This window comes from Streptomyces sp. NPDC048057 (assembly GCF_040653095.1).
In the GTDB taxonomy this organism is placed as follows: domain Bacteria; phylum Actinomycetota; class Actinomycetes; order Streptomycetales; family Streptomycetaceae; genus Streptomyces.
The window spans coordinates 1-1,418 of sequence record NZ_JBEZNF010000074.1; the positions used below are offsets into that span (position 1 = coordinate 1).

The 1,418-nt window shown below is 57.0% G+C and carries 1 rRNA gene; it reads right to left on the bottom strand.

Annotated elements, in window-relative coordinates:
- Positions 1 to 1,278, bottom strand: a 23S ribosomal RNA gene (locus AB0E05_RS36340); the annotation flags it as partial.
- Between the last annotated feature and the right edge of the window lie 140 nt (positions 1,279 to 1,418).

Sequence of the window (1,418 nt, forward strand, 5' to 3'; positions counted from 1 at the left end):
TTGGATTGACACGACTTCGGCGGTACGCTTGAGCCCCGCTACATTGTCGGCGCGGAATCACTTGACCAGTGAGCTATTACGCACTCTTTCAAGGGTGGCTGCTTCTAAGCCAACCTCCTGGTTGTCTCTGCGACTCCACATCCTTTCCCACTTAGCGCACGCTTAGGGGCCTTAGTCGATGCTCTGGGCTGTTTCCCTCTCGACCATGGAGCTTATCCCCCACAGTCTCACTGCCACGCTCTCACTTACCGGCATTCGGAGTTTGGCTAAGGTCAGTAACCCGGTAGGGCCCATCGCCTATCCAGTGCTCTACCTCCGGCAAGAAACACGTGACGCTGCACCTAAATGCATTTCGGGGAGAACCAGCTATCACGGAGTTTGATTGGCCTTTCACCCCTAACCACAGGTCATCCCCCAGGTTTTCAACCCTGGTGGGTTCGGTCCTCCACGACCTCTTACAGCCGCTTCAACCTGCCCATGGCTAGATCACTCCGCTTCGGGTCTTGAGCGTGCTACTGAAACGCCCTATTCGGACTCGCTTTCGCTACGGCTCCCCCACACGGGTTAACCTCGCAACACACCGCAAACTCGCAGGCTCATTCTTCAAAAGGCACGCAGTCACGAGAACCACAAGCAAGCTTGTGATCCCGACGCTCCCACGGCTTGTAGGCACACGGTTTCAGGTACTATTTCACTCCGCTCCCGCGGTACTTTTCACCATTCCCTCACGGTACTATCCGCTATCGGTCACCAGGGAATATTTAGGCTTAACGGGTGGTCCCGCCAGATTCACACGGGATTTCTCGGGCCCCGTGCTACTTGGGAGATGAACAAGCAAGCCACCACAATTTCAGCTACGGGGGTCTTACCCTCTACGCCGGGCCTTTCGCATGCCCTTCGCCTATCATGATGGTTTCTAACTCGCCCAGCCGCCGGCAGACGACTGAAGTTCATTCCCACAACCCCGCCCACGCAACCCCTGCCGGGTATCACACGTAAACGGTTTGGCCTCATCCGGTTTCGCTCACCACTACTCCCGGAATCACGGTTGTTTTCTCTTCCTGAGGGTACTGAGATGTTTCACTTCCCCTCGTTCCCTCCACACTGCCTATGTGTTCAGCAGTAGGTGACAGCCCATGACGACTGCCGGGTTTCCCCATTCGGAAACCCCCGGATCAAAGCCTGGTTGACGACTCCCCGGGGACTATCGCGGCCTCCCACGTCCTTCATCGGTTCCTGGTGCCAAGGCATCCACCGTGCGCCCTTAAAAACTTGGCCACAGATGCTCGCGTCCACTGTGTAGTTCTCAAACAACGACCAACCACCCACCACCCCGCCCTCTACAGGACGAGTTCACTGGGGTCGGCAACCGAAGACAACAGACTTTCGCCCGTGCCCTCAGACACCCAACAGCGTGC